Here is an 8,505-nt window from a genome sequence, read left to right as displayed (position 1 = left end):
GGCCGGCGACGCCGTGCGTGCCGCGCCTCCGCTGCCGGCGGCGGACCGGCAGCGGCTGCTGGCGGGCACCCACCACGACCCGCACACCCCGCTCGGCGCCCACCTCCAGGACGGCGGCGACGTCTGCTTCCGCGTGCTGCGCCCGTACGCCCGCGCCGTCACCGTCATCGGCGCCGATTCCGGCACCGGCACCGCCGCCGCGCTGCGGGCCGAGCTGCACGATGAGGGGGACGGGTTCTTCGCCGGCGTGGTGCGGCTCAGCGAGATCCCCGAGTACGAGCTGCTGGTGCGGTACGGGGACCGGCCCGGCGACGACGACGTGCGCACCGTGGACCCGTACCGTTTCCCGCCCGCCCTGGGTGAGCTGGATCTGCGGCTGATCGCCGAGGGGCGGCACGAGGAGCTGTGGCAGGCGCTCGGCGCGCGCACCATGACGCGCGCCGGCCACTGCGGCACCCGGTTCACGGTGTGGGCGCCGAACGCCCGCGGGGTGCGCGTCGCCGGTGACTTCAACCACTGGGACGGCACGGCCTGTCCGATGCGCTCGCTCGGCTCGTCCGGGGTGTGGGAGGTGTTCCTGCCGGGCGTCGGCGACGGGGCCCGCTACAAGTTCGAGATCACCGGCCCCGACGGTGTCCGCGTCCTGCACGCCGACCCGATGGCCCGGGCGGCCGAGGTGCCGCCCGCCAACGCCTCCGTCGTGCACACCTCCGCGCACAAGTGGCGCGACGGCGACTGGCTCGACCGCCGGGCCGCCGGGACACCGCACGCCGCGCCGGTGTCGGTGTACGAGCTCCACCTGCCCTCCTGGCGCCCCGGCCTGACGTACCGCCAGCTGGCGGCGCAGCTGCCCGCGTACATCAAGGACCTGGGCTTCACCCACGTGGAGCTGATGCCGTGCGCCGAGCATCCCTTCGGCGGCTCGTGGGGCTACCAGGTCACCGGTTTCTACGCGCCCACCGCGCGGCTCGGCGGCCCCGACGACTTCAAGTACCTGGTCGACGCCCTGCACCAGGCGGGCATCGGGGTGCTCATGGACTGGGTGGCGGCGCACTTCCCCAAGGACGAGTGGGCGCTCGCCCGCTTCGACGGCACGGCGCTGTACGAGCACGCGGACCCGTCCCGTGCCGAGCACCCGGACTGGGGGACGCTGGAGTTCGACCTCGGGCGGCGCGAGGTACGCAACTTCCTGGTCGCGAACGCCGTCTACTGGTGCGAGGAGTACCACATCGACGGCCTCCGCGTGGACGCCGTCGCCTCCATGCTCTACCTCGACTACTCGCGCGCGCCGGGCGAGTGGACCCCCAACGCCCATGGCGGCAACGCGGACCTGGACGCCGTCGCCCTGCTGCGGGAGATGAACGCCACCGTCCATCGCCGCTGCCCGGGCGTGCTCACCGCCGCCGAGGAGTCCACGACCTGGGACGGGGTGACCCGGGCGACCCACCACGTCGGCGAGGGCGGTTTCGGCGGTCTGGGCTTCAGCTTCAAATGGAACATGGGCTGGATGCACGATTCCCTGAACTATCTGGCCAGGGAGCCGGCACACCGCACGTACCACCACGGCGAACTGACGTTCGCGATGGTCTACGCCTACTCCGAGAACTTCATCCTGCCCGTCTCGCACGACGAAGTGGTGCACGGCAAGCGTTCGCTGGTCTCGAAGATGCCCGGTGACTGGTGGCAGCGACGGGCCGGACACCGCGCGTTCCTGGGCTTCATGTGGGCGCATCCGGGCAAGCAACTGCTCTTCATGGGACAGGAGTTCGCCCAGGGCGCGGAGTGGTCGGAGGAGCACGGCCCGGACTGGTGGCTGCTCGATCCCTCCTACTCCGCCGAGCCGGACCACCGCGGCGTACGGGACCTGGTGCGGGACCTGAACGCGGAATACGTGCGCACGCCCGCGCTGTGGCAGCTGGACACGGTGCCGGCGGGCTTCTCCTGGATCGAGGACGGCAGCGACGGCGGCAGCCCGGCGGGCGGCGACGCCGTCTTCGCCTTCGTCCGCTTCGACGCCGACGGCGCCCCGCTGATCGCCGTCAGCAACTTCTCCCCGGTGCCGCGCACCGGCTACCGGCTGGGAGTTCCCGAGGCGGGCGTCAGCTGGCGGGAAGTCCTCAACACCGATGACCTGCGCTACGGCGGCAGCGATGTCCGCAACCGGGAACCGCTGGCCGAGGAGGCGACACCTGCGCACGGCCGCCCCGCCTCCGTCACCGTGACACTGCCGCCGCTGGCGACGGTCTGGCTGCGACCGCACGGCTGACCCGCAGACCGTGCCAGACACCGGAGACTTCGGCAACCGGTGACCGGCACCCGGCACGGTCTGTCAGCAGAAGGAATGAGGAACCGGGAGAAGCCAACCGTCGGAGTTATCTAACGGGTAGTCAGATGATGTACACGCAGAACTGCATTCGACGGACGGGAGACGTACCAAGTGAAGAGCAAGCTCGCCCGGATGGCGGTTGTGGCAACCATGGCCGCTGGTATCAGCATCGCCGGCGCACCCGCCGCCATGGCTGCGGAAGTCGTCATCATCCACGTACACGAAAGCGGGCCGGGGGACGCTGCGGCCAGTTCGGTCAGCGATTCCAAGCACGTTACGCAGCAGACCCTGAACAAGCCGGTCACCACCGGAGACATCAGCACGCTGATCAAGGGCGAGCTGAAGGACAGCCCGATCACCTGGGAAGTCGAGGGCAACGAGCAGGACCAGGGCGACGAGAGCTGAGCCTTCGTCAACCCCCACCCGTCAGCCCACTTCCCCGCATGAGCCGGAGAGCCCGGTGAGCCCCCGTCAGGGCTCACCCGGCTCTCCGGCTTGTGCACCGGCACGTCCGTACGCGCGTACGTACCGGCGTGCTGATTCCGCGTCAGATGTGCGTCTTCGTGCCCGCGGCCTGAGCCGGCACCTTGACGCCCTCGGTGTCACCGGAGCCGTCCGGACCGGCCGCGCCGCCACCACCGCCGTGCTCGTCGTCCAGCATCGACTCCTCGTCGAAGGGCAGCTTCCCTGCCAGCACCTGGCCCATCCGCTCCTTGTCGATCTCCTTGGTCCAGGTGCCGACCAGCACCGTGGCCACCGAGTTGCCCGCGAAGTTGGTGAGGGCGCGGGCCTCGCTCATGAAGCGGTCGATACCGACGATGAGGCCGACGCCGTCGACCAGTTCGGGCCGGTGGGACTGCAGGCCGCCCGCGAGGGTCGCCAGCCCGGCGCCGGTGACGCCCGCCGCGCCCTTGGAGGCGATGATCATGAAGACCAGCAGTGAGATCTGCTCACCGAGCGACAGCGGGTCGCCGGTCGCCTCGGCGATGAACAGCGACGCCATGGTCAGGTAGATGGCCGTGCCGTCGAGGTTGAAGGAGTAGCCGGTGGGCACGGTGATGCCGACCACGGGCTTGCTGACGCCGGCGTGCTCCATCTTCGCGATGAGACGCGGCAGCGCGGACTCCGAGGAGGAGGTCGAGAGGATGAGCAGGAACTCGCGGCCCAGATACCGCAGCAGCGAGAAGATGTTCACGCCCGAGACCATCCTGAGCAGCGCGCCGAGGATGACGAAGACGAAGACCGCGCACGTGATGTAGAAGCCGATCATGATGACCGCGAGCGCCTTCAGCGCGTCCAGTCCGGTCTCGCCGACGACGGCCGCGATCGCGCCGAACGCGCCCACCGGCGCCGCCCACATGATCATGGAGAGCACGCGGAAGACGAGCTTCTGAATGTGCCCGATGCCGCGCAGCACCGGCTCCCCGGCCTTGCCCAGCGCCTGCAGCGCGAAGCCGATGAGCAGGGCGACCAGCAGGGTCTGCAGCACCTCGCCCTCGGTGAAGGCGGAGACCAGCGTGGTCGGGATGATGCCGAGCAGGAACGCGGAGGTTCCCTCGCTGTCGCCCGCCTCGGCCTTTCCGGCCTCCCGTGCGGCGTCGGTCAGGTGCAGGCCGCTGCCCGGATCCAGCATGTTGCCGACGACCAGACCGATGGCGAGGGCGACGGTCGACATCACCATGAAGTAGCCGAGCGCCAGCCCGCCGACGGCGCCGACCTTCGCCGCCTTGCGCACCGACCCGACGCCCAGCACGATCGTGCAGAAGATCACGGGCGAGATCATCATCTTGATCAGATTGACGAAACCGTCGCCGAGCGGCTTCAGCTCCTTCGCCAGATCCGGCGCGACGAGGCCGACGAGCACGCCGAGCGCCACGGCGCCGACCACGGCGATGTAGAGGTAGTGGGTGCGATCCCGCTTCTTCCGCGCGGGTGGTGCCGTCGTCGGCGGCGGTGTCTGCTGGGACACGTCGTACTCCTCGTCTGGGGTGCTGATTCGGAACATCTCACTCCGGGTCCCGGCGACTATGCAACGGGAGGTGATCCCCGTCACGCTTACGTGCATTACGTGCACGGAAACTGCACCAGGCACACTGGCCGCATGCGCACCCCCCGTCCGCCGCGGCGTCCCCGCAGCCTGGCCGGCCAGCTCTTCGCGATGCAGGTCGTGCTGGTGACCGTGCTGGTGACCGGGTGCGCGGTCTTCGCGTACATCACGGACCGCATGCAGGCCGAGGAGTCGGCCCGGCACCGCGCGGGCGCGGCGGCGAAGGCCATCGCCCGCTCCCCGTCCGTACGGGAGGCGATCCGCACCCCGCGGCCGGAGAAGCGGCTGCAGCCGTACGCGGAGCAGGTCCGCCACGACACGGGAGTGACCTTCGTCACCATCATGGACACCCGCGGCATCCGCTGGAGCCACCCGAACCCGGAGCGGATCGGCGGCCGCTTCGTCGGCCACCTCGGGGACGCGGCCAAGGGCCGTACCTTCTACGAGACCTACACCGGCACGCTCGGTCCCTCGGTGCGGGTGGTCACGCCGGTGCGGGACGAGGGCCGGGTGGTGGGCCTGGTCAGCGCGGGCATCGGGGTGGACACCATCACCGAGCAGCTGCGACGGCAGGTGGTGCTGCTGCTCGGTGTCGCGGGCGGCGCGCTGGCGCTGGGCGGGCTCGGCACGTACGTGATCAACGCCCGGCTGCGGCGCCATACTCACGGCATGAACGCGGCCGAGCTGAGCACCATGCACGACTACCACCAGGCCGCGCTGCACGCCGTGCGCGAGGGGCTGCTGATGCTGGACGGGCAGCAGCGGGTGGCGCTGGTCAACGACGGGGCACGGGAGTTGCTGGGCCTGCGGGACACGGCGGACTCCCCGGGCGACGGACAGCGGGTGCTGGGCCGCAGCGTGGCGGAGCTGGGCCTGCCGCCCGCGCTGACGTGCGCGCTGCTCGCCGCCGAGCCACGGGTGGACGAGGTGCATCTGACCGCGGACCGGGTGGTCGTCGTCAACACCTCACCGGTGGCCGGCGGGGACCGCCGCGGCACGGTGGTGACCCTGCGCGACCACACGGAGCTTCAGTCGCTCGCGGGTGAGCTGGACTCCGTACGCGGCTTCGCCGAGGCGCTGCGCTCCCAGGCACACGAGGCGGCGAACCGGCTGCACGCGATGGTCTCGCTGATCGAGCTCGGGCGTACGGAAGCGGCCGTGGAGTTCGCCACGGAGGAGCTGGAGCTGGCGCAGGCGCTCACCGACCAGGTGGTGGCGGCGGTGGCGGAACCGGTGCTGGCGGCCCTGCTGCTGGGCAAGGCGGCCCAGGCGAACGAGCGCGGGGTGGAGCTGACCCTCACCCCCGACAGCCGCCTCGACGACGGGCTGCTCCCGCCCGGACTGGCGCACCGCGACCTGATCACCGTCCTCGGCAACCTGATCGACAACGCTGTCGACGCGGCCGCGCCGCGCATCCCGCACGCCCGCGTCGGCGTCAGCGTGCGCGGTGAGCCGGACGCGGACGGGTACGCCGCGCTGCTCATACGCGTCGCGGACAACGGGCCCGGGATAGCACCGGAGACCGCGCAGACCATCTTCGAGCGCGGCTGGTCCACCAAGCCGGCCCACGGCGGCGCGCGAGGGATCGGTCTGGCGCTCGTCCGGCAGACCGTACGGCGTCACGGCGGCGCCGTCACCGTCGCGGAAGCGGCGGGCGGCGGCGCCGAGTTCAGCGTGCGGCTTCCACTGCGCGAGCACGAGCGTGAGCGGGAACGGGAGAGCCGATGAGCGGCACCCGCCCGCCGCGGCCGGAGCGGCCGATTCAGGTTCTGGTCGTCGAGGACGATCCGGTCGCCGCCGACGCCCACGCGCTCTACGTCTCGCGCGTCCCCGGTTTCGAGGTGGCCGCGATCGCGCACTCGCGGGCGGACGCGGCGCGCGAGCTGGACCGCACGCCCGTCGACCTGATCCTGCTCGACCTCTACCTCCCCGACGGCAGCGGGCTCGCGCTGCTCCGCGCGCTGCGTGCGGGCGGTCACACCACCGACGTCTTCGCGGTGACCTCCGCCCGCGACCTGACCGTCATCCGGGAGGGCGTCTCGCTCGGCGTCGTGCAGCACGTGCTGAAGCCCTTCACCTTCCCGGCCCTGCGCGACCGGCTGCGTCGGTACGCGGAGTTCCGCACTTCCGCGGGGACCGCGAGTGGCGAGGCGGGCAGCCAGGCAGAGGTGGACCGCACGCTGTCGGCGCTGCGGCCGGCGCCCGAACCCGGCACGCTGCCCAAGGGGTTGAGCGCGCCGACCCTCGAGGCGGTCACGCGGGCGCTGCGCAGTGCGGAGGAGAACGGGCTGACGGCGAGCGAGGCGGCGGCGGAGCTGGGGGTCAACAGGATCACCGCGCGGCGCTATCTGGAGCACCTGGTCGAGTCCGGCAGCGCCGCACGCAAGCCGCAGTACGGACAGGTGGGCCGCCCCGAACTGTGCTACCGCTGGCGCGGCTGAGGACGGTTCGCCGACGTCGCGGGCGAATCCGACTCGCCGCGGACTTCCGGGCGATGACGGACGACGCCCGGCAACACCACCTGGGGCGGGCCGCCTTCTGGTCCGTCAGCCGTGACCGGTCTGACCTGCCCTGAACCGGCGGCTCCGATAACAACGTTGTCACGGAGTTGAACTGCGCGGATGCACGGCCATTGACCTGGACACGACGGACGGGCGATTGTACGGACAAAGCAGCCCGACCGCGGCCTGCGGCCCAACGGGCCGAACCGGCCGTGGACCCCAGAGAGGTCAGGCCCGTCATGCCCGTGCGCCCCACCGCTCCGCTGGTCCTCACACTTACCGCCGTCCTCGCCGCGGGCACGCTCACCGCCTGCGGCGGGGGTTCCGGCAGCGACCCGAACACGATCAAGATCGCCTTCCCCAAGGACACGGACAACAAGGTCACCGTCAGGGACGACTTCGTGAAGGACGTGGCCGAGCAGTTCGAGAAGGAGCACAAGGGCAAGAAGGTCAAGATCATCCCGATCCAGGCCTCGCAACAGGACTACTACTCCAAGCTCCAGCAGATGATGCGCTCCCCCAAGACCGCGCCCGATCTGGTCTACGAGGACACCTTCCTCATCAACTCCGACATCAAGAGCGGCTATCTGCGCCCGCTGGACGGCTATCTGAGCAAGTGGCAGGACTGGGACGAGTTCGAGCCGACGGCCAAGACCGCCGCCAAGGCGGAGGACGGCAAGACCTACGGCGTGCCGGACGGCACGGACACCCGCGCGATCTGGTTCAACAAGAAGATCTTCAAGAAGGCCGGTCTGCCCGAGGACTGGAAGCCCAAAACCTGGGACGAGGTGCTCGAGGCGGCCCGTACGATCAAGAAGAAGGCACCCGGCAAGATCCCGCTCAACGTCTTCACCGGAAAGGCCGCCGGCGAGGCCGCGGCCATGCAGGGCTTCGAGATGCTGCTCTACGGCACCGGCTCCGACCCGCTCTACGACGAGAAGTCGAAGAAGTGGGTCAAGGGCAGCCAGGGCTTCAAGGACAGCCTGAAGTTCATCGAGACCGTCTACGGCGACGACTTGGGTCCCGACGTGGACCAGGCGCTCAACCCCAGTATCCAGACCAAGGTCGGCACTGACCTGATCCCGAACGGCGAGCTGGCCATCGCGGTCGACGGCTCCTGGCTCGGCCAGCAGTGGCTCAAGACCGGCGGCAGCCCGTGGCCCGAGTGGGACGAGACCATGGGCATGGCCCCGATGCCGACCCAGGACGGCGCCGCCCCCGGCGAAGTCAGCATGTCCGGCGGCTGGACCTGGTCGATCCCCCAGAAGTCGAAGAACCCCGACCTGGCCTGGGAGATGATCAAGACCCTGCAGGAAAGGAAGAACGCGACCGACTGGTGCGTGCGCGGCGCGCAGATCGCCGTACGCAAGGACGTCGCCGACGACCCGAGGTACCTGGAGTCGATGCCGGGCATCAAGTTCTTCACCGAGCGCGTCGAGCACAGCCAGTACCGCCCGGCACTCCCGGTCTACCCCCAGGTCTCCACCGCGATCACCGAAGCGATGGAGTCGGTGACGACCGGGGACTCGTCGGTCGGCGAAGCGGCCAAGTCCTATGACGAGCAGCTCGGTTCGATCACCAACGGAGCGGTCACGGCAAAGTGAGCGCCGCCGACCTCGCAGCGCCCGTCG

6 protein-coding genes are annotated in these 8,505 nt (G+C 70.5%); 5 read left to right on the top strand and 1 reads right to left on the bottom strand.

What is annotated here, in order from left to right:
- Positions 1-13: 13 nt before the first annotated feature.
- Both glgB and ACRDP3_RS16430 read left to right on the top strand, forming a co-directional pair.
- Entirely contained in the window at positions 14-2,266 is a 2,253-nt protein-coding gene (gene glgB, locus ACRDP3_RS16435; protein ID WP_431517704.1) for a 1,4-alpha-glucan branching enzyme, read from the top strand.
- A gap of 171 nt (positions 2,267-2,437) precedes the next feature.
- Positions 2,438-2,731, top strand: a complete 294-nt coding sequence (locus tag ACRDP3_RS16430) for a hypothetical protein (protein ID WP_431517702.1) — start codon at positions 2,438-2,440, stop codon at positions 2,729-2,731.
- A 142-nt stretch (positions 2,732-2,873) separates the two neighbouring features.
- Here ACRDP3_RS16430 and ACRDP3_RS16425 read toward each other — a convergent pair whose 3' ends face one another.
- Entirely contained in the window at positions 2,874-4,295 is a 1,422-nt protein-coding gene (locus ACRDP3_RS16425) for a cation:dicarboxylate symporter family transporter (protein ID WP_431517701.1), read from the bottom strand.
- Positions 4,296-4,427: 132 nt separating this feature from the next.
- On the opposite strand from ACRDP3_RS16425, the gene ACRDP3_RS16420 reads away from it, so the two are divergent.
- From ACRDP3_RS16420 to ACRDP3_RS16410, 3 genes are all read left to right on the top strand, one after another.
- Positions 4,428-6,101, top strand: coding sequence for a sensor histidine kinase (locus ACRDP3_RS16420; protein ID WP_431517700.1), 1,674 nt, complete (start codon positions 4,428-4,430; stop codon positions 6,099-6,101).
- The gene (locus ACRDP3_RS16415) at positions 6,098-6,814 is read left to right on the top strand and encodes a response regulator (RefSeq protein ID WP_431517699.1); all 717 of its coding nucleotides are present in this window, start codon (positions 6,098-6,100) and stop codon (positions 6,812-6,814) included. The genes ACRDP3_RS16420 and ACRDP3_RS16415 overlap by 4 nt, the downstream gene beginning before the upstream one ends.
- Positions 6,815-7,119: 305 nt before the next feature.
- Positions 7,120-8,478, top strand: a complete 1,359-nt coding sequence (locus tag ACRDP3_RS16410; protein ID WP_431517703.1) for an ABC transporter substrate-binding protein — start codon at positions 7,120-7,122, stop codon at positions 8,476-8,478.
- The last annotated feature ends 27 nt before the right edge of the window (positions 8,479-8,505 follow it).

Source organism: Streptomyces sp. (genome assembly GCF_050698815.1).
Lineage (GTDB): Bacteria > Actinomycetota > Actinomycetes > Streptomycetales > Streptomycetaceae > Streptomyces.
The sequence above is the reverse complement of the archived record's forward strand: the minus strand, read 5'-3'. Positions and strand labels throughout refer to the sequence as shown.